Origin of the sequence: Sphingobium sp. PAMC28499 (genome assembly GCF_004795815.1) — a bacterium.
Classification (GTDB): Bacteria; Pseudomonadota; Alphaproteobacteria; order Sphingomonadales; family Sphingomonadaceae; genus Sphingobium; species Sphingobium yanoikuyae.
On the sequence record NZ_CP039248.1, the window covers coordinates 173,856 to 191,638 of the forward strand.

At 59.4% G+C, this 17,783-nt stretch carries 20 protein-coding genes; 14 read left to right on the forward strand and 6 right to left on the reverse strand.

Going from position 1 to position 17,783, the window contains the following annotated elements; all coding sequences use genetic code 11:
- Positions 1-175 precede the first annotated feature (175 nt).
- Positions 176-409 carry an AlpA family phage regulatory protein gene (locus tag E5554_RS00890; protein WP_063141663.1) on the reverse strand — a complete coding sequence of 78 codons (234 nt, stop codon included), beginning with the start codon at positions 407-409 and terminating at the stop codon, positions 176-178.
- 510 nt (positions 410-919) lie between these two features.
- Here E5554_RS00890 and E5554_RS00895 point away from each other — a divergent pair.
- Genes E5554_RS00895 through E5554_RS00905 form a run of 3 tightly spaced genes read left to right on the forward strand, consistent with a single transcriptional unit; the run spans position 920 to position 3,042 of the window.
- A complete protein-coding gene (locus tag E5554_RS00895) occupies positions 920-1,807 on the forward strand; it encodes a zincin-like metallopeptidase domain-containing protein (protein WP_136185683.1) in 888 nt (295 codons plus the stop codon).
- Positions 1,804-2,052, forward strand: coding sequence for an iron dicitrate transport regulator FecR (locus E5554_RS00900; RefSeq protein ID WP_136185684.1), 249 nt, complete (start codon positions 1,804-1,806; stop codon positions 2,050-2,052). The genes E5554_RS00895 and E5554_RS00900 overlap by 4 nt, the downstream gene beginning before the upstream one ends.
- Before the next feature lie 60 nt (positions 2,053-2,112).
- Positions 2,113-3,042, forward strand: coding sequence for a HEPN domain-containing protein (locus E5554_RS00905; RefSeq protein WP_136185685.1), 930 nt, complete (start codon positions 2,113-2,115; stop codon positions 3,040-3,042).
- On the opposite strand, the gene E5554_RS00910 is transcribed toward E5554_RS00905, so the two are convergent.
- Together E5554_RS00910 and E5554_RS00915 are read right to left on the reverse strand one after the other, a co-directional pair.
- Entirely contained in the window at positions 3,043-3,378 is a 336-nt protein-coding gene (locus E5554_RS00910) for a conjugal transfer protein TraD (protein ID WP_136185686.1), read from the reverse strand.
- Complete coding sequence (locus E5554_RS00915; protein ID WP_136185687.1) at positions 3,284-3,610, reverse strand: conjugal transfer protein TraD; 327 nt, start codon at positions 3,608-3,610, stop codon at positions 3,284-3,286. The genes E5554_RS00910 and E5554_RS00915 overlap by 95 nt, the downstream gene beginning before the upstream one ends.
- Positions 3,611-3,782: 172 nt before the next feature.
- On the opposite strand from E5554_RS00915, the gene traA reads away from it, so the two are divergent.
- The 3 genes from traA to E5554_RS00930 all read left to right on the forward strand — a co-directional run bounded on the left by traA (position 3,783) and on the right by E5554_RS00930 (position 8,240).
- Entirely contained in the window at positions 3,783-6,644 is a 2,862-nt protein-coding gene (gene traA, locus E5554_RS00920; RefSeq protein WP_136185688.1) for a Ti-type conjugative transfer relaxase TraA, read from the forward strand.
- A gap of 9 nt (positions 6,645-6,653) precedes the next feature.
- Positions 6,654-7,223, forward strand: coding sequence for a DUF6118 family protein (locus E5554_RS00925; RefSeq protein ID WP_072895175.1), 570 nt, complete (start codon positions 6,654-6,656; stop codon positions 7,221-7,223).
- Between the two features lie 246 nt (positions 7,224-7,469).
- Entirely contained in the window at positions 7,470-8,240 is a 771-nt protein-coding gene (locus tag E5554_RS00930) for a Crp/Fnr family transcriptional regulator (RefSeq protein WP_161489727.1), read from the forward strand.
- 271 nt (positions 8,241-8,511) lie between these two features.
- On the opposite strand, the gene E5554_RS00935 is transcribed toward E5554_RS00930, so the two are convergent.
- Positions 8,512-9,255, reverse strand: coding sequence for a Crp/Fnr family transcriptional regulator (locus tag E5554_RS00935; protein ID WP_063141647.1), 744 nt, complete (start codon positions 9,253-9,255; stop codon positions 8,512-8,514).
- A 274-nt stretch (positions 9,256-9,529) separates the two neighbouring features.
- Positions 9,530-9,739, reverse strand: a complete 210-nt coding sequence (locus E5554_RS00940; RefSeq protein WP_004208807.1) for a hypothetical protein — start codon at positions 9,737-9,739, stop codon at positions 9,530-9,532.
- 145 nt (positions 9,740-9,884) lie between these two features.
- Between E5554_RS00940 and E5554_RS00945 the strand changes: the two genes are divergently transcribed.
- Together E5554_RS00945 and E5554_RS00950 are read left to right on the forward strand one after the other, a co-directional pair.
- Positions 9,885-10,649, forward strand: coding sequence for a histidine phosphatase family protein (locus tag E5554_RS00945; RefSeq protein ID WP_063141645.1), 765 nt, complete (start codon positions 9,885-9,887; stop codon positions 10,647-10,649).
- Positions 10,646-11,545, forward strand: coding sequence for an NAD(P)H-hydrate dehydratase (locus tag E5554_RS00950; protein WP_081215297.1), 900 nt, complete (start codon positions 10,646-10,648; stop codon positions 11,543-11,545). Before E5554_RS00945 ends, E5554_RS00950 begins: the two co-directional genes overlap by 4 nt.
- Before the next feature lie 133 nt (positions 11,546-11,678).
- Here the strand turns inward: E5554_RS00950 and E5554_RS00955 are convergent, their stop codons facing one another.
- The gene (locus E5554_RS00955; protein WP_201038998.1) at positions 11,679-12,365 is read right to left on the reverse strand and encodes a DUF6766 family protein; all 687 of its coding nucleotides are present in this window, start codon (positions 12,363-12,365) and stop codon (positions 11,679-11,681) included.
- A gap of 255 nt (positions 12,366-12,620) precedes the next feature.
- On the opposite strand from E5554_RS00955, the gene E5554_RS00960 reads away from it, so the two are divergent.
- The 6 genes from E5554_RS00960 to E5554_RS00985 all read left to right on the forward strand — a co-directional run bounded on the left by E5554_RS00960 (position 12,621) and on the right by E5554_RS00985 (position 17,627).
- Positions 12,621-13,196 carry an SRPBCC family protein gene (locus E5554_RS00960; RefSeq protein ID WP_004208811.1) on the forward strand — a complete coding sequence of 192 codons (576 nt, stop codon included), beginning with the start codon at positions 12,621-12,623 and terminating at the stop codon, positions 13,194-13,196.
- Positions 13,196-14,386, forward strand: a complete 1,191-nt coding sequence (locus E5554_RS00965; RefSeq protein WP_004208812.1) for a zinc-dependent alcohol dehydrogenase — start codon at positions 13,196-13,198, stop codon at positions 14,384-14,386. The genes E5554_RS00960 and E5554_RS00965 overlap by 1 nt, the downstream gene beginning before the upstream one ends.
- Positions 14,387-14,397: 11 nt before the next feature.
- Positions 14,398-15,180, forward strand: a complete 783-nt coding sequence (locus tag E5554_RS00970) for an SDR family NAD(P)-dependent oxidoreductase (protein ID WP_063141642.1) — start codon at positions 14,398-14,400, stop codon at positions 15,178-15,180.
- A gap of 9 nt (positions 15,181-15,189) precedes the next feature.
- Positions 15,190-15,372 (forward strand): hypothetical protein, encoded by a 183-nt coding sequence (locus E5554_RS00975; protein ID WP_072895155.1) that lies wholly within the window; start codon positions 15,190-15,192, stop codon positions 15,370-15,372.
- 1,474 nt (positions 15,373-16,846) lie between these two features.
- Entirely contained in the window at positions 16,847-17,164 is a 318-nt protein-coding gene (locus E5554_RS00980) for a reverse transcriptase-like protein (protein WP_125988541.1), read from the forward strand.
- A 163-nt stretch (positions 17,165-17,327) separates the two neighbouring features.
- Positions 17,328-17,627: a tyrosine-type recombinase/integrase gene (locus tag E5554_RS00985; protein WP_348769744.1), complete on the forward strand. Its 300-nt coding sequence runs from the start codon at positions 17,328-17,330 to the stop codon at positions 17,625-17,627.
- Positions 17,628-17,783 lie beyond the last annotated feature (156 nt).

Genomic DNA, 17,783 nt, shown 5'->3' on the forward strand with positions numbered 1-17,783 from the left:
GATTTCTGCATGCTCATGGCAAGACTGGAGACGGGCACCAAGCAGGGGCAAGATCAGGCGGCATCGATAAAAGCAGCCCCGCCGGAGAAAACTCCACGGCGGGGCCATAGTTCAGGGAGGTGCCGCCCCAAGGGGGGAAGGAGCGACAAACTGGATATGGTGCGTATCGACGACTTTACAATGACGATGCCCTTTGCCGCTTGTCGGCATCCTCGACCGTCCAGAACATGGGATTGCGCACCCAGTCGTTGATGGCGGATTCGCGCCAGCCCATGCAGCGGGTTGCAATCCTGATCTGCTTGGGAAAGGTGCCGGCCTGAACCTTGCGATAGAGGGTCGCGCGGCTAAGGCCGGTCCGGTCGAGGACGGTGTTGAGCCGAAGGATACGGTCGGTCGGGGACATGTTCATGGCTGGTCCTTGCTGCTGTGAATAAGTCTGATCCCCTTTGCGATGAGCCTCGCGAGCGACTTGAGCGGAAGCAAGGGACTGAGCCGTGTCTGGCGGGCTATGTCATGATCTGGCGTAAGCTGACATAGAACAGCAGATGGGAACGGGCGTCTCCGCCTGTGGCGGACCGCGCTCTGCTCCGCTGCGCTCCACCGAGTCGGCGCTGCGCTTGTCTCGTCCCTGCCGGGCGATGATCGCTGACGCTTTGCAGCTTTTTGGGCTGCTGGCTGCGGCCAGCGCGGCTGGGCCGCGCTGACGCTGATTTGTCTGGGGCCGCCAGAATGACGGGGGTGGGCGTCGGCTTTCTCTAGGCCCGTGCCGGCGGGCCGCAAGCCGGCTGCGCCGGCTCCTTCTCTTGCGTTGCGGCCCTGCGGGTGCAGCCCGCCTCATGGGCACGGGCCTGCCGTGCGCCTCCTCGCCGCCCACCCCCGCCATTCCGGCGGCCGGTGCTGGAGAGGCAGGAGAAAGGACATGGGTAACATTGAGCGCCAGAGCATCTATGGCGAAGTCACATCCCGGATCATCGCGGAACTGGAGGCTGGGCATCTTCCCTGGGTGAAGCCATGGGACAGCAGCGCCTGTCCCTGCACCATGCCGCACAATGCCGTCACCGTGCGGCGCTATTCAGGCATCAACATCCTGATCCTGTGGGCCACCGTGATCGAGCGTGGCTTTACCGGACAGCGCTGGCTCACCTACCGGCAAGCTGAAGCGGCTGGGGGCCATGTCCGCAAGGGCGAGAAGGGGAGCGTCATTTGCTATGCGGATCGGTTCATTCCCAAGGCCGAGGAAGAACGGGCGGGCCAAGAGGATCGCGAGGCAAGGACGATTGCGTTCCTCAAGCGCTTTACCGTCTTCAACGTCGACCAGTGCGAGGGGCTGCCCGAAGACTTGTCTCATGTGCCCGATTTGCCCGGGCCGCTGGTGTCGATCGCGGAGGCCGACAGCCTGATCCGAAACAGCGGGGCGGACTTTCGCATCGGCGGCGGCGAAGCCTATTATTCTCCGTCTAGTGACTATGTCGCCGTGCCGCCGCAGGCTGCCTTTCATGAGCCGATCAACTGGTTTCGCACGGCACTTCACGAGATGGGGCATTGGACGGGCCATCGCAGCCGGTTGGCGCGCGATCAGTCGGGCGGGTTCGGTTCAACGCTCTATGCAAAAGAGGAACTGGTCGCCGAGATGGCCAGCGCTTTTGCCTGCGCGTCGCTGGGGATCGTGCCCACCGTCCGGCATAGCGACTATATCGGCTCCTGGCTTGCCGTCCTGCGCGAGGATGAGCGGGCGATCTTCAAGGCGGCAAGCGCGGCCAGCAAGGCGGCCGATTATCTGCTGGGCATGGAAGGGGCAGCGGCATGACCGACAAGCTTCCCCTGCGCGTCTTCCTGCGGCGCGGGCGCCGGTCGCTCCGCCGCATGACCGTCCTTCAGCGCACCATCTTCTTCGATATCCGCATGGAGGATCTCAGCTATGCCCAGCTTGCCGAACGGCACGGCATCAGCGCCGAACAGGCCGAGGCCGAATTTGCCGCCGCGCTGCGCATATTCCTGCGGACCTTGTACGAGCCCGAGCCCTGGTGGCGACGGCTTTCCCATCGCCTGTGATCAACCCGCCGCGCCCGATGGCTTGCCATCGGGCGATCGGTCCGACAGGGTGGCTATGCCATGCGTAACGATCTCGATCATCTTCCGGCCGACAAGCAGCGCGAGCTCGCGCGCGTCGTGCAGATCATCTTCGAGGAATTCGAGGACGGGCTCGCGCTCGCCACCCAGGCATGGCGCAAGAAGGGCCGCATCCAGAAGATCATCCTCTATGGCAGCTATGCCCGTGGCAGCTGGGTAGACGAGCCGCACACCGCCAAGGGCTATAAATCGGACTATGATCTGCTGATCATCGTCAACGACCAGCGGCTGACCGATCGCGTCAAATATTGGCTTGGAGTCGATGAGCGGCTGATGCGCGAATATGGCATCACCGCCACGCTCAAGACCCCGGTCAATTTCATCGTCCATACCCTCCAGGAAGTGAATGATGGCCTCGCCCATGGCCGCTATTTCTTCATGGATGTGGCGAAGGACGGCATCGCCCTTTACGAGAGCGACGACAGGGAACTGCACACGCCAAAGCCCAAGACGCCGGACAAGGCGCTGGCCATGGCGCAGGAATATTTTGACGAGTGGTTTCCGAGCGCCTCAGACTTCCATGACGGATACACCGACGCTCAAGCGCGTGGGAAATTCAAGAAGGCGGCGTTTGACCTCCACCAGGCGGCCGAACGCCTCTATCACTGCGTCCTTCTGGTCTGCTGCTCCTATACGCCACACGTTCACAATCTCGCTTTCCTGCGCACACAGGCGGAGCGGATCGACCGGCGGCTGGCCTATGTTTGGCCGAGCGAGCGCCATATCGATCGGGCGCGGTTCGAGAAGCTGAAGGAAGCCTATGTGAAGGCCCGCTATTCCAAGCATTACAAGATCAGTGAAGAGGAACTCAGCTGGCTTGGCAAACAGGTCGAGGAGCTTGGCCGCGTCGTGCATGAAGTGTGCGCTGAACGCATTGCTGAATTGAAGCGGACTGCCGGCGTTATCGCCTGATCATTCAGGCTTTCCAGCCAATACATCGCTCGCAAACATGCGCTGCCCCCGCCGGCGCCAAAGCAAAAGCAGCTGTTCGCGCTCATCGGTGCACAAGCGCGCCGCCGCTTCACCAAACAGCCCGAGCATCACCGCGCGATCATCATCGGTGAGTGTGACCAGCTCAGTCTTCACAACCAGACCGCCAAGCTCGATCAGATGCCGGGTGCGCTCGCGCCGCTTCATCTGCCAGTCCCGCCGATCATGCCGCGCCTGGCTCAGCTGCAGGCGATGGCGCGCGACCGTCACCCGGCGCAGTGCTGCCCGGCTGGTCGCCAGCGCCCGGCCCAGCATCATGCCGCTGTCCTGAAAAGAAGGTCGCGCCCCGCCTGCGCCACGCCTCCCGCCTAGGGGCTTCGGTTGTACTGGCAGCGGCAAGCAATGCGCCGGCCAGTTCCTCTGCGCTCAGCCCATCGGCCCCGGTCGCCATCACCAGTTCACCCAGCTGGCTCTGCTTGCGGGCTTTAAGTTGTCGTGCCTTGTCGGTGAGAGCCTTGAGCTCTGCGTCATAGTCCCGTGGTCTGCGCATGGAATATGGCCTCGCTGTTGGTGTCAGACCCCCGGCGTTATCGACCGTCTCGATCAGTCACAATGCGCTGGAATTTCCTGGGATCTCGTCATCCCGAAACTGATGAAATCTTTTGAGGGCGCGCTTATACGTCGTGCCGACGTGCTGCTTGAGGTGTAAATGGTAGGCCGTCATGGCGATCTACCATCTCTCGGTCAAAGTCATCTCGCGCGCCGCCGGCCGCTCGGCGGTCGCCTCGGCCGCCTATCGCTCAGGCTCCTCGCTGTTCGATATGCTGTTCGGGCGCGATCATGACTTTTCGAACAAGGCCGGCGTCGTCCACAGCGAAGTGATGCTGCCCGATGGCGCGCCAGAGCAATGGCGCGATCGCGAGCAGCTGTGGAATGATGTCGAGGCCGCCGAGATCCGCAAGGACGCGCAGCTGGCGCGTGAAGTGGAGTTCGCCATCCCCCGAGAAATGTCGCAGGCTGAGGGCATCGCCCTGGCGCGCGACTTCGTCCAGCGCGAGTTCGTCGATGTCGGCATGGTCGCCGATCTCAATGTCCATTGGGATATCGGCGCCGATGGACTGGCCAAGCCCCATGCCCATGTGATGCTGACCTTGCGCGAAGTGACGCCAGAGGGATTTGGCGCCAAGGTTCGCGACTGGAACAGCACGCAGCTTCTCAGCCATTGGCGCGAGGCCTGGGCGGAGCATGTCAATGAGCGCCTGGCTGCTCTAGATATCGATGCACGCATCGATCATCGCAGCCTGGAAGCCCAGGGCATTGATCTCGAGCCCCAGCACAAGATCGGCCCGGCCGCGGCGCGCATGGGGGAAGCGGGCCAAGTCAGCGAGCGGATCGAAGAGCATCATGAGATCGCCCGGTCCAATGGCGAGAAGATCCTCGCCAATCCGGGCATTGCGCTCGATGGCATCACCCACAATCAGGCGACCTTCACCACTCGTGATCTTGCCATGTTCGTTCACCGCCATAGCGAGGGGAAGGAACAATTTGATCGGGTCATGGCGGCGGTCAAAGCCTCGCCCGATCTGGTGGCGCTGGGCAAGGATGGGCGAGGGGAGGCGCGGTTCACCTCACGGTCCATGCTGGAGACCGAACAGCGGCTGGAAAAGGCCACCGCCACGCTCGACGCGCGGCGCCATCATGGGCTGGCCGATCGCCATGTCGAACGCGCGCTGGCACAGGCCAGCGCAGGCGGGCTCGACCTCTCGGCCGAACAGCGCGGCGCGCTCGAGCATGTGACCAGCGCCAAGGGGCTGAGCAATGTCATCGGCTATGCCGGCACCGGCAAGAGCGCGATGCTGGGCGTGGCGCGCGATGCCTGGGAGCGGGCCGGCTATGATGTGCGCGGTGCTGCGCTCTCGGGCATCGCTGCGGAAAATCTGGAAAGCGGGTCGGGCATAGCCTCGCGCACGATCGCAAGCCTGGAGCATCAATGGGCGCAGGATCGCGAGCGTCTGACCGACAGGTCGATCCTGGTGGTCGACGAGGCAGGGATGATCGGCACGCGTCAGATGGAGAGAGTGTTCCAGGAAGCGGAGGCGCATGGTGCCAAGGTCGTGTTGGTCGGCGATCCCCAGCAGCTGCAGGCGATCGAGGCCGGTGCCTCGTTCCGCGCCATTGCCGAGCGCCATGGCAGCGTAGAGATCAGCTCGATCCGCCGGCAGGCGCACGACTGGCAGCGCGAGGCCACCAGGGCGCTGGCGACCGGTCGCACCCATGAGGCGATCGCCGCCTATGGCGACCATGGTCATGTCCATGCCGCCGAGACGCGCGAGGATGCGCGTGGTGACCTCATCGAGCGGTGGGACCGCGATCGCATCGCCGACCCACAAGCCAGCCGCATCATCCTTACCCACACCAATGACGAGGTGCGAAGCCTCAACGAGGCGGCGCGCGAGCAACTGCAGCGGTCAGGGGAACTGGGCAGGGATGTCAGCCTCACTGTCGAGCGCGGCGCGCGAAGCTTTGCCGACGGGGACAGGATCATGTTCCTCAAGAATGAGCGCAGCCTTGGGGTGAAGAACGGAACGCTCGGCACCATCGACCATGTCGACAAGGCGCATATGCGGGTATCGCTCGATGATGGGCGCGAGGTGCGGTTCGACACCAAACATTATGCCCATATCGATCATGGCTATGCCGCCACCATCCACAAGGCGCAGGGCATGACGGTGGACAAGGTGCATGTGCTGGCAACCCCCGGGCTTGATCGCCATGCCAGCTATGTCGCGCTCTCGCGTCACCGCGAAACCGTCAATCTTCATTATGGCAAGGATGACTTTGCCAATCAGGGAAAGCTCGTGCGCACGCTCGAGCGCGAGCGTGGCAAGGATATGGCATCGGACTATGGGCGCGCGCCGGAGGCGGCGAGCCTGGCCCAGCCCCAGCCACAGCATCAACCCCAGGCCGAGCCCCCGCTTCAGCCAAAGCGCAGTATCTTCGCCGGGCTGAAGCTCAATGCCGCGCCGCTGGACCAGCGACCGGCCATGCCCTCGTTCGACAAGGCGGTTCAGGACTTTGCCAGGGCCCTGCAGCAAGAGCAGGCCATGCGCGCCCAGGGCTATGAGCCGCTGATCGAGCAGCAACAGGCTGCCCAGCGGGCGCGCGACGCGCTCGATGCGCTGCGCCCCCAGGCATCGCAGGATCTGAGCGCTGCCTTTGGCAAGGACCGCGGGCTCGTCCATGAAGCGGCCGCCGGACATAGCGGCAATGCCATCAGGCAGATGCAGGTGGAGCGGGACACGCGTGTCGCTGGCCAGCAGCGCGCAGATCGCTTCATTGCCGATTGGCAAAGCAGCGACAGCCAGCGTCAGGCGCTCAGCCGCAGCGGCGACCATAGCGCAAGCGGGAAGGTGCGTGAGGCGATGGCGGGCATGGCCAAGGGGCTGGAGCGCGATCCTCAGCTGGAGTCGCTGCTGCGCAATCGCACCAAAGAGCTCGGTCTGTCCTTCCAAAGCGGCCAATCGCTGTCGCAGGATCTCCAGCGGCATCTCGGCCGCTCGCTAGGCCGCGGCCTTGGGCTCTAAGCTCCAATCATGACCCAAACAGCCCCCCAAGAAGATGATCCCGCAGAAGCATTTGATGCTGTGCGTCGGGAACTGAGCCTGCTCCGTCACGCACTTGAAGGCCTCACCGCCGCGCGAGAGAAGATACCCGATTACAGCGCGACGTTAGCGCAGATCAACAAATCGCTCGGCGTGCATGCGCACAGGCTCGACATGATCCAGAGCCGTCCGGCCATGGAGATGACGCCAGAAGCGCTGGTGGAGCGGATCATCGCATCTGCGCAAACGGCAAGGGCGGAAGACCGAACGATGCTGCGTCAAGCGCAGGAACGGCTTTCGAACTTGGCTTGGCACATGGACGCGATGGTAGCGCGCGGACGCGGCGCGGCCGAGCAGGAGCGTCAAGTGATCTGGTTTGGCCTTGGCGGGATCCTGCTGGGCATTCTGCTTTGGTCGATCCTGCCCGGTGCCATAGCCCGGTCGTTACCGGTGAGCTGGCATGTGCCCGAATGGATGGCGTCTCGCATGATGGGCATGGAGCAGAAGGAAGCCGGCCGGCGGATGATTATTACGGCGCCGAAAGATGAGGCGCGGCGATAGGGCTATGGTCGTCGCGTGAGCTGCATTGCGTCTGTTTCCGTCAGTTGCCGGCTTGGATGCCAACCTCGGCGGCGAACATTCATTCACCCTCCCATTTTGCCATAAGGAAAAGGCTGACTTGAGACATCCATCCTGAACGCAATAGACAGCGAGATTGACCGATTTCAGTCTAGCCTTTTGCCCGACGTGGCGGATCGCGGCGTAAGACATGCAGAGCGGGGAATTATTAAAATGGAGGGAGTCACCGTGAGCCCGCACGTCATCCGCAAACTCGAACTGGTCGAGCCCCTGGACAAGGTTGAGAAGGAGATGATCCTGTCAGCCTGCAGCGACATTCGTTCGGTGCCACGAAGGAGGGACATTATTTCGGACGGTGACTCGCCCGAATTCCTCCATCTGGTCGTAGAGGGCTGGGCCGCTCGTTACAAAATTTTGAAAGACGGTTCACGGCGTATCACGGCTTTCATGCTTCCAGGCGACTTTTGCGATCTACACGCCACCCTGCTGCATGCGATGGACCACGCCATTCTGGCCGTGACAAATTGCCGGATCGCCTATGTTGCCAACGAGGAAATAGACCGCATCACCAAAGTATCGGCCACACTCGCTCGTGCCTTCTGGAGAGCCACTTTGGTGGACGAAGCCATTTTGAGGCAATGGCTGGTCAATAGCGGCCGGCGCAATGCCTTTGAAGCGGTTGCGCATCTCCTGTGCGAACTGCACTTTCGATCACAACTAATCGGGCTTGGGAGCGCCCGCCTCGCATTACCGCTTACTCAGGAAGATCTCGCCGATGCTAGCGGGCTGACTGCTGTGCATGTCAACCGCATGCTTCAACGAATGCGCAAGGAGGGCTTGATCGAAATGGCCAACGGCCAGCTCTTCGTCCCTGATGTTAGGGCTCTGCGTCAAAGTTGCGGCTTCGACCCGAATTATTTCCATCTGAGGCTTTCCGACGATTATCCGTCTGACCGTCCGGAGCATCTGAGCGATGCGACATTGGAATCTTTGGCATAGGCTGACCTCGTGGCGGCGTGCGTAATCAAATCGAAGCGACGATGCCTGCGTCGCCACTGCTATCGCGCGGTTTGACCATTATTGTCTTGCCCATAAATGATCGGCCCGGTGAGGATGATCGGCGTTATCGGTTCGCAAAAATCCGGCGTGTAGGAATGCTTGAGCTCAAACCCAAGCCGGACTGAATCAGCGCCATTGGCGCTGGGGTCGGCCAAACCTACAATGGCGCCATTGATCCTCCTTTGGCGGCAATTGCTCTATCGGATGTCTATCATGCATCTGATGACGGACTCCCTAGCCGGACCCATGCATCATGATGGGCGAAGCATGGTGGAATATTCGCCGTCATTTTCTGCAATCCCTCAATATCGATAAGCCTCACCAGCGCCTTGCGCCGCTCGAGCAATCCGCTGCTATCCAATCGCTTCAGGGTCCGATTGACATGCACAGCAGTCAAACCAAGCAGTTCACCGAGTTGTTGCTGTGTGAGGGGAACCTCAAACCGGTTTTCCTTCGCCAGCCCTGACGATTTCGCCCGATCATACAGGTCAAGGAGAAACGCTACCATCCGCTCAAGCGCGGAGGTCGCGCCCAGCCAGGACAGTTTCTGCATGAGCGCCACTCGCTCCTTCTGCGTGCTAAGGAACAGGCCTGTAGCAAGACGCGGATTGTCCATCAGCAATTTGCCGATGACGGCATTTGGGATAGGGCAAATAACTGCATCTGTAAGGGCTTCCAGCGTTTCGCCAGCATGGACGAGGGAAAGGCTGGGGAAGCCGAGCATGTCGCCCGGTAGATGCACTTTGACAATTTGCCGACGACCGTCGCGCAGCATCACAGAGGAGCCGACCCACCCCGCCAGAAGGAAGAAGACGCCGGCAACCTGGTCGCCTTCTCGGCGGATGATATGATGCCGCTTTACGGACCGCTTGCTGCTCGTCCACCCTTCTGCGATCCGAATTTCCGCAGGCGTGAGAGGCACGAATTCTTCAAGGCGATGATAAGGTGGCAGCATGATCTCTCCGAAGGTCCGGAGTGTCCATCCGCCATTCGCTAACCAAGCGCACTTACAAGGATCAGTCAAAAGCCAGCATTTTTCACCGAAAGTTCAATGCGATTGATGCAGTTTATCCGATCCGCTCTGCAGGCTTCAAGCGCACGAATTCATCCGATCACGCATTAGGTCCACAGCCCTGATTTCGATCAATATGCGAGGCGTCGTTCCCATTTTGGAAGATGCTAGCTGCTATTTCGAACGCGCGTACTGAGAAACTCACGATCCAACATGATCAGGACCTTTCTTGAAATTGGCGCCACCAGGGCATTTCTCCCCGCATATGGCCTTCATCCTGTGTGAAATGGTCCATGATATCGTTCATATGTTCAGCACAGGCGCGCACCAGCACCCAGCTTGGATCGCTCATATTTTGTCTGGCGAGATCCCTTAGGAGGGCAATCTCCTCCGCCATCAGCGTCAGTGCTTCGACATCATCACGCATCTGAAATACCTGGCCTTTCCCGGCTCCTCTCACTGGCTTCAACACGATGCCGCCAGGAAATATCCGCGATCCCAATCTCCTGCTGCGCAGGAAGCGGGATCATTTGCGCCGCCCATCCATTTCTGGGCAAAGGAGAAACGCGGTGATGCAGATGCATTGGCCCAGGACCTTGACGATTGTTCGTCATGGCCAGAGTGCAGGCAATGTCGCACGCGACGCTGCCATGCAGGCTGATATCGAACGCATAAATTTGTCGGATCGCGATGCCGACGTGCCTTTGAGCGACCTTGGATGCGATCAGGCTCGCGCGCTCGGTCGCTGGTATTCCACACGGACAATCGGTGCGCGTCCCGATGTACTCCTCGCATCGCCCTATCGGCGCGCTTGCCAGACCGCGGATCTTTTCCGTAGCGCCGGAGGCTGCGAGGACGACATCGAAATTCTTTTTGATGAACGGCTGCGGGAAAAGGAATTCGGGATCCTCGACGGGCTAACCGCTACAGGAATACGTAGCATTGAACCGCAGCAGGCCGAGTTTCGCAGGATCCTGGGGAAATTTTATCATCGACCGCCAGGTGGCGAGAGCTGGTGTGACGTCATACTACGCTTGCGATCAGTTATGGATACGATCGCGCTGCATCATGCTGACCGGCATGTAATGGTCTTCACCCACCAGGTGGTAGTGCTGTGTCTGCGCTATATCATCGAAGGGATGACCGAGGCCGAGATACTACAGATTGATCGTGAGGCAGACGTCGCCAATTGTGCGATCACCGAATATCAGTTTGATGAGGGCAAAGGCAAACGTGGTGGGCTATCCCTCATTCGTTACAATGTGACTGCCCCGGTCGAACAGGAAGACATGCTTGTCACCCGCGCGCCCGACGCCATCGCGGGCGCTCGCGGATGACTTGCGACGCGCTCGACGAAGCATGGCTTCTACGGCACCCACTGCCGGCCATTGAGCATGGCGCCGATAAGAATGGCCGCGGCCGTGTTCTCGTGGTCGGAGGCGCTGAATTCGTGCCCGGCGCGCTTCGCCTTACTGGCGAAGCCGCCTTGCGCGCCGGCGCAGGAAAGCTCCAACTGGCAACGGTGCAATCCTCCGCACTCTCTCTGGGCGTGTTAGTTCCCGAGGCTGCCATGATTGCCCTGCCTGCCGACAAAAATGGGGAAATCGCGCCAGAGGCCGCAGAAATGCTCGTGACGCGAATGGCAAACTGCGACACTCTTGTTCTGGGACCAGGCATGAGCACCTCAGTAAGCACCCAGGCATTCATCGAAAATATGCTCGCTCGCCTCGACTTTCCTGTTTGTCTCATCCTGGATGCCGCCGCTCTCGTCGCGCTGCGCAAGCTCGATCAGTCTCGATTGCACGGGAAAAATGTCATTCTCACCCCGCATCATGGTGAAATGGCCGCTTTAAGCGGCTTGTCTATAGAAGCGGTTGATGCGGACCCCGCTTCAGTTGCCATTGAAATGGCTGCTCGCTGGAATGCTGTTATTCTTCTCAAGGGCGGTAGAAGCCACCTGGCATCCCCTGAGGGAGAATGTCTTGCCTACACTGGTGGTTGTGTTGGGCTTGGCACAGGTGGCTCGGGAGATGTACTCGCCGGTCTTGTCGGTGGCCTTGCTGCGCGTGGCGCCTCTCCGCTCACGGCAGCCGCCTGGGGGGTGTGGATTCACGGTCGCGCTGGAACGATCCTGGCGAAGAAGGTTGGACAGATCGGTTTTCTTGCGCGGGAGCTTCTGCCGCTTATTCCTTCGATAATAGATGAACAGGTTGCTACGACGTCCGCAAGGTGATGGCATCCGGTTCGGCTATTCTGCTGCTCCCCTGGGGTGATCGCTCGTGAAAGCGTACGCACTGGCATAGGGGTTTTAGCTGAATAATCGCAGCAAAGGAAAAAGTTCTGGACTGCGGCCGATCCGCAGAAGGCTATTCTCCGGTTTGGTTATGGGGCGCCGCAACAGCCTTGGATTCGGGCGACTCTCGCTGCCGCAGGAAGATCGAGAGAAACACAAGGACGGCCGTCGAGAGAAATTCACTCTGCCAATTCTGGAAGGATTCAAACCAGAGTTGTGCGTCGCCAAGATAGGCCAATGTCTCCAGTGGTTTTTCTCCGTGCGCGATGGCCTCTTGCGCCGCGACCTTGGCGCTTTGTGTCCAGTGGATGACGAACGAAGCAATAAAGAGGGCAGCCAGAGTCAAACCGAGCGACTGCGCGTAGAGAGCGCGCCAAATTGGTCCCCATCGCAAGATTCTAGGTGCGCCGGGCTTGCTGGCCTGGAGGTCAAGGTCTGCGTCTCGCGGCGGGACGTCCGGGTCCTTGGACTCCGCCGAACCGCGCTGGATGAGAAAAGCGGTCAACACTACATAGGCTGACATCTGAAGGAACTCGCTCTCCCAATTTTCAAAGACGCTTGAGAGAAATTCGGGGCTGAAGCTGTAGGCGCTGAGTGCTAGCGCCTGCTCACCATGGCGGCGCGCATCCTCAATCTGAACATGCCAGCCGGCGACCCACTGTCCTATGATGCTTATACCAAACAACAACAGCAAGACGAGCGTCAGTCCGTTGTTTCGCAGCATGACCATTTTCCAATCGGACGAGTTGAGGACGCTCAAGCTAACGGCTCTTGCTAACGTCCGTTCCTAAAGCAGGTGACAGGTATTCGCGCCGGAAGCGCCTTACCAAGCCATTTATCGCGGACCCCGGCACCCGCTGCGGCACCAACACTGATCTCCATCAATAAGATTTATCCCGGCGCTATGGGTCTATTGCTGCGGCAGTCGCGTTGAGTAGCGGCGAGACCAAGGATCGCCCTTGCTGCGCCCTCATGCTGGCGCAGCCTATTTTCCTATGTCCAAGGAGCTATACCCATGAGCCATGCGACAGACGATGCCCATGCGACCGCTGCAAAGTCGATCGAGCAGAAAAAGGAGGCCGCAACAGCTATCGAGGGGGCGGGCCATGAAAGCTTTAGCGGCAAGTCCGTCACCATCAACCGCCCTCGCGCCGACCTCTTTGCCTATTGGCGCGACTTCACCCAGCTGCCCAGCTTCATGGATAATGTGGAGCGCGTGGAAATTCTTGCCACTGACCGCTCCCACTGGGTCGTCAAGGCGCCGGCGGGAAAGGTCGTAGAATGGGACGCTATTATCACCGAAGAGATTGACGGTGAACTGATCGCCTGGGCTTCTGTCGAAGGCGCTGACGTCACCAATAGCGGTCGCATCGAATTTCGCGACGCGGGCGAACGCGGCACAATCGTCACGGCCACCATCGCCTATGATCCGCCCGCCGGGTTCATCGGCAAAATCGTCGCCAAGATGTTCCAGCGCGAACCGGCCATTCAGGCACGGCGCGATCTGCGGCGGTTCAAACAGCTCATGGAAACCGGCGAGGTCGCCACTGCCGCCCGTACTGCACAGCAATTTGCCGAGGAGAAGAACTGATGCGCGCGCTCACTTGGCACGGCAAGCATGATGTCCGCGTCGATACCGTCGACGACCCTGAAATCCTCAATCCGCGCGATGCCATCATCAAGATTAGTTCGACCGCAATATGCGGTTCGGACCTGCATCTATACGATGGCTACATCCCGACCATGAAAGCCGGCGACATACTCGGCCATGAGTTCATGGGCGAAGTGGTCGAGACCGGTGCAAAATCGACGTTGAAGAAGGGACAGCGGGTCGTGGTGCCTTTCACCATCGCCTGCGGAAACTGCTACCATTGCGGCAAGCATCAATATTCCGCCTGCGATAACGGCAATCCCGCCGACAATCAGGATATCGGCCAGGAAATGTATGGCCAACCAATGTCCGGACTGTTCGGCTACAGCCATCTGACCGGCGGCTATGCAGGTGGGCAGGCCGAATATGTCCGTGTGCCATTTTCCGACGTCGGGCCGATAGTTGTTCCCGATGGGCTGGAAGATGACCAGGTCCTGTTCCTCTCCGATATTCTCCCAACCGGGTGGCAGGCGGCCGAATATGCCGACATCGAGCCGGGCGACACCGTCGCGGTCTGGGGCTGCGGACCGGTCGGCCTTTTCGCGGTCCAGTCCGCCTTCCTGATGGGCGCGCATCGGGTGATCGCGATCGACCATTTTCCTCATCGCCTTGAGCTAGCGAAGCGCTTCGGTGCGGAAACCATCAACTATGAAGAAACGAAGACATATGAGGCGCTGATGGAGATGACTGGCGGCATCGGTCCCGACGCAGTCATCGACGCCGTTGGCCTCGAAGCGCACGGGTTCTTCCTCGACAATGTGGTCGATCAGATTAAGGCATCGATGTTCCTTGGCACCGACAGAACCCATTCGATCCGACAGGCGATCCATGCCTGCCGCAAGGGTGGACGCGTCTCCATGCCAGCCGTTTATGGCGGCTTTGTCGATAAATTCCCACTGGGCGCCTTCATGGAGAAGGGGCTGACGCTCAAGACCGGCCAGACCAGCGTCCAGCATTACATGCCCGCGCTTCTGAATGCGATCGTCGAAGGGAAGATCGATACGACCTTCCTCATCTCGCACCGCATGGGGCTGGAGGATGCTCCCAAAGGCTACAAAATGTTCCACGATCAGCAGAATGAGGTGACAAAGATCGTGCTGAAGCCCGCCTTTGATCGCGTTGCGGCGTGAGGAGAAAAGACATGGCTGATAAATTCGCAATCATCACCGGCGCATCGAGCGGGATTGGCGCTGAATTGGCAAAACTGGCGGCCGCAGATGGCTATGATCTCCTCGTCGTCGCCGACACGCTCTTTGCCGATGCTTCGGCTGGACTCGCAAGCTTCGGCGTTGCGGTCGATACGCTGGAGGTGGACCTTTCGACCGTCCAGGGTGTCGATCAGTTGCTCGATCGCGCCAACGGGCGACAGGTCGACTTGCTCTGCGCCAATGCGGGGCATGGCCTGGGACATGCGTTTCTCGACCAGCAACTGTCCGATTGGCGCCATGTCATCGACACCAACATCACCGGCACCATCTACCTTCTTCACAAGGTGCTCGGCCAGATGGTCGCGCGCGATGCGGGAAAGATTCTGGTCACCGGCTCGATCGCCGGTCTCATTCCCGGCAGCTTCAACGCGGTCTACAACGGCACCAAGGCTTTCATCGACAATTTCACCGAAGCGCTGCGCAATGAACTGAAGGATCATAAGGGCGTCACGCTGACGACGCTGATGCCCGGCGTGACCGACACGAAATTTTTCGACCGCGCCGGCCTGGGCGCCGACACTGCGGTGGGTGCCGACGATAACAAGGCCGATCCGGCCAAGGTTGCAAAGGATGGCTGGGACGCGCTCCTGGCCGGAAAGGGCCATATCGTTTCGGGCTTCTCGAACAAGCTGCAGGTCGCAGCAGCGGGGATCATTCCTCAATCCATGTTGGCTGAGCAGCATCGCAAGATGGCTGAGCCCGACACTGCGCAATAGGAGGCTAAGATGTCTAAAGATACCCGCAAGGTAGCGCGAGGGCCGCTTGGCGATGCTCGTCCTGACCATGAGGCTGAGGATGATCGGCCCAAGGGGAAGCCGGTCGAAGAGGTCGAGGACAGACCCAATGTCGGAACGGTAAAGCCGGAGGACTATCCCGTCGAGGATCGCGATCGAGCGCGTCCGGACTGAAATCTTTCACAACCATCGCTGAAGGCCCGCAATCGCGCAACCCCTCTTACAACTGATGTCGAACGGATCGATCAACATGGGGTAGCTCTCCTAAGCGATGCAGACTCGGGCCAGGCATCAGGGGCATATTTTGCTGCTCGGCATCTTCATTCTCGGCCAATGACAAAATTGTTCGTCGAAATCTTAAATTCAGTTTCTTGGTCATTCCGTGCTCACGCTCCGAGAGCGTGTGGGATACTGCGGGTCGGCTTGAGACGTTCGTCGCAGTTGCCGCCGACATCCTGACGCTGCTTGACCGCAGTCGTATTAGGCTTGGATCGCCCTGTATGAACGGATTCCTTCCGCACGTGACTGCTTGGCAGATGTTGATGCACGCGCCCAGCGGTGGTTCCTTTGATCTGGAATTCCGGACGGGACGGTTCGGAGAATGTTGATTCCTTTGAGCGCCTGCTGGGCAAGTGGGCGCAGGGGCCGTTCGAAGTTGAGATCGATGGTTTCAGGCGGAAAGTGCAGAATGATGGGCTCAAAGACGTTGCAGGCGAGATCGAGAGTTTGACGGCTATCTTTGCTGTAAGCTCGTTAATTTCCCCGGCCAACACGATTGGAAGCGCAGCCCTTGATCGCTGGCCTCTCGGGAGGCGACCTCCCATAGCCCGCCAATTGCAAACCAAGAATGCTGCGGCGCCAGTCGGCCCCCCGCGGATGCACCTGCCCAAGCAAGATCCAGCTGAGCAGAGCAGAATGCAATCTTATGATCTGCGGGGAGATGCGTTAGTAAATTTGTAGACGTGTTGATAAAAGATTTGACTTCGAGATCGAACCTAAATTATAGTTTTTCGATACTGGTAGCATAACTGGTATAGATTAGTTGCTGTAGTGAAATGTGATCGGAAGATCGGAAAGGTTTGTCATGACAAATGCTCCGTCCCCGGCACCATTTGTTCCCCTCAGATGACCGGACCCACTAAGTCGCGCCGCTGACCCGCTAAGTGGCTTCCTGCGACCCATATAAACGCTTCAAGCTCTGTATTTGAGCAGAATCCGGATTGCGCCCACTGGACGGCTCAAGTCGCCTCTGGCGCCAGCCGCGGCAAATTACGTCGGCGGCCAGATCATAGCGGCGACATATTCTAGATCATGACACTGCGAGCAAAGGGATCAGATCCAAAGGACGAACCGGGGAATCTGGTACCGAAGCGTAAATCCCTCTCTGAAACTGAAGCTGGCCTCCGAACCGAATCGGAGGTTTCGCTCATTTCGACAGGTGGTGACCCTGCCTATATTATGGATTTTCGAGGTGGAAGCGCATCTTAACTATTTGTTAGGATGTTGCGTTGTATGCGTAGACGCATCAGGATGGTAGACCTGTGCAAACTATTCATAGTTACTTTTCAATTAGTGTTGGATATCTATTCACGTAGCTGAATTTTCGTGTGCATTCCAATCCTGCTCAACCGAGAATGAAAGGATTTGCATGAAAATTACTCCGCATGGCACCCTACATCGCCTGTCCAACGGACAAAATCTGATGACGGCTTTCGTCGATGGCGTGGCTTTTGATCAAGTCATTTGCTCGAACGGATCATCGACCGAAGCTGCCTATATCGCTACCGAATGCGCGTTGCGATTTGCTCGGGCGATTGGCGCGCGCAGCGTGACAATCTTCACGTCCAGCCGTCATGTCGTTCATCAGATGAATGGCTACTGGCGAGCGCGAAAGCGAGCGACCCGTCGGATGCGCGATAGGTGCCGCAGCTTGTGTGATGGAATGAAAGTCACTTTCCAATTCTGATATAAAAAAGGAGGCCAGGGCCTCTTTTTTTATATGCTTAGTCGATGTCGTACTTTGCCAATGGCACAGCTCTCGGCTCAAACCTTAGCGCGAGATCCAGAACGCCCTTCACAAGGTTCCGCTCTCCCGTCAGGTTCTTGGCCTGCTGGAAAAGCTGGAGGGCATGACCGGGAGCGGTCAGCTCCTGTTTCCCAGCCCCCGATCCGACAAACGCGCCATATCCGATAACACGCTCAATGCAGCGCTTCGCCGGATGGGCTTCAAGCAGGACGAGATGACTGCGCATGGCTTCCGGGCCATGGCGGCGACCTTGCTCAACGAATGCGGCAAATGGCATCCGGATGTCATTGAACAACAGCTGGGCCACATCGAAGGCAATGATGTCCGGCGCGCCTATGTGCGCGGCGAGCATTGGAGCGAACGCGTGCAGATGATGCAATATTGGTCGGATCGGCCCCGATGATGTCGTAGGCGCAGCGGACTCGAAGCTGACAGGGATATGCCCAATTCTTTGCACCTGCGCCGGCAACGAGGGAAAAACCGCCCTCGCGACCCTGGATGACGAGTGATTTGGGCCGTGGCTCGATCGCAGGGCGCGGTCGGACCGACTTTCGCCTGC

What these genes read in the sequence shown, in the direction of transcription:
- E5554_RS00890 (WP_063141663.1), bottom strand. Translation starts at nt 409, where the DNA reads ATGAACATGTCCCCGACCGACCGTATCCTTCGGCTCAACACCGTCCTC.
- E5554_RS00980 (WP_125988541.1), top strand. Translation starts at nt 16,847, where the DNA reads ATGAAAATTACTCCGCATGGCACCCTACATCGCCTGTCCAACGGACAA.
- E5554_RS00975 (WP_072895155.1), top strand. Translation starts at nt 15,190, where the DNA reads ATGTCTAAAGATACCCGCAAGGTAGCGCGAGGGCCGCTTGGCGATGCT.
- E5554_RS00960 (WP_004208811.1), top strand. Translation starts at nt 12,621, where the DNA reads ATGAGCCATGCGACAGACGATGCCCATGCGACCGCTGCAAAGTCGATC.
- E5554_RS00915 (WP_136185687.1), bottom strand. Translation starts at nt 3,610, where the DNA reads ATGCGCAGACCACGGGACTATGACGCAGAGCTCAAGGCTCTCACCGAC.
- traA (WP_136185688.1), top strand. Translation starts at nt 3,783, where the DNA reads ATGGCGATCTACCATCTCTCGGTCAAAGTCATCTCGCGCGCCGCCGGC.
- E5554_RS00970 (WP_063141642.1), top strand. Translation starts at nt 14,398, where the DNA reads ATGGCTGATAAATTCGCAATCATCACCGGCGCATCGAGCGGGATTGGC.
- E5554_RS00900 (WP_136185684.1), top strand. Translation starts at nt 1,804, where the DNA reads ATGACCGACAAGCTTCCCCTGCGCGTCTTCCTGCGGCGCGGGCGCCGG.
- E5554_RS00925 (WP_072895175.1), top strand. Translation starts at nt 6,654, where the DNA reads ATGACCCAAACAGCCCCCCAAGAAGATGATCCCGCAGAAGCATTTGAT.
- E5554_RS00965 (WP_004208812.1), top strand. Translation starts at nt 13,196, where the DNA reads ATGCGCGCGCTCACTTGGCACGGCAAGCATGATGTCCGCGTCGATACC.
- E5554_RS00905 (WP_136185685.1), top strand. Translation starts at nt 2,113, where the DNA reads ATGCGTAACGATCTCGATCATCTTCCGGCCGACAAGCAGCGCGAGCTC.
- E5554_RS00940 (WP_004208807.1), bottom strand. Translation starts at nt 9,739, where the DNA reads ATGCGTGATGATGTCGAAGCACTGACGCTGATGGCGGAGGAGATTGCC.
- E5554_RS00950 (WP_081215297.1), top strand. Translation starts at nt 10,646, where the DNA reads ATGACTTGCGACGCGCTCGACGAAGCATGGCTTCTACGGCACCCACTG.
- E5554_RS00910 (WP_136185686.1), bottom strand. Translation starts at nt 3,378, where the DNA reads ATGATGCTGGGCCGGGCGCTGGCGACCAGCCGGGCAGCACTGCGCCGG.
- E5554_RS00935 (WP_063141647.1), bottom strand. Translation starts at nt 9,255, where the DNA reads ATGCTGCCACCTTATCATCGCCTTGAAGAATTCGTGCCTCTCACGCCT.
- E5554_RS00985 (WP_348769744.1), top strand. Translation starts at nt 17,328, where the DNA reads ATGACCGGGAGCGGTCAGCTCCTGTTTCCCAGCCCCCGATCCGACAAA.
- E5554_RS00945 (WP_063141645.1), top strand. Translation starts at nt 9,885, where the DNA reads ATGCAGATGCATTGGCCCAGGACCTTGACGATTGTTCGTCATGGCCAG.
- E5554_RS00895 (WP_136185683.1), top strand. Translation starts at nt 920, where the DNA reads ATGGGTAACATTGAGCGCCAGAGCATCTATGGCGAAGTCACATCCCGG.